This window comes from Salmonella sp. SAL4457, assembly GCF_046548235.1.
Classification (GTDB): domain Bacteria; phylum Pseudomonadota; class Gammaproteobacteria; order Enterobacterales; family Enterobacteriaceae; genus Salmonella; species Salmonella enterica.
The window spans coordinates 1-301 of sequence record NZ_JBGDZO010000284.1 but is presented as its reverse complement, the minus strand read 5'-3'; the positions used below and the strand labels follow the sequence as shown (position 1 = coordinate 301).

1 protein-coding gene is annotated in these 301 nt (G+C 65.8%); it reads right to left on the bottom strand.

Annotated elements, in window-relative coordinates:
* The coding region (locus tag ACLJNW_RS24300) for an amidohydrolase family protein (RefSeq protein WP_410961232.1) at window positions 1-301 on the bottom strand (301 nt) is incomplete at both ends.

Below are 301 nucleotides of genomic sequence, written 5' to 3'. Positions count from 1 at the left end.
CCTCGAAGGCGGTCTCGTGGACATGCATCTGGATGCTGGCGTCGAGTTCCTCGGTGAGCACCAGGATCTGCTCCAGCTTGTCGTCGCTCACCGTATAAGGTGCGTGCGGGCCGAAGGCGATGCGGATGCGCGGGTGGTGCTTGAGGTCGTCGAACAGCGCCATGCCCTGGCGGATCGCCTCGGCGCTGTCGCGGGCGCCGGGGATCGGGAAGTCCAGTACCGGGATCGCCACCTGGGCGCGGACCCCGCTGTCATGGACCACGCCGCAGATGGCCTGTGGATAGAAGTACATGTCGGAGAA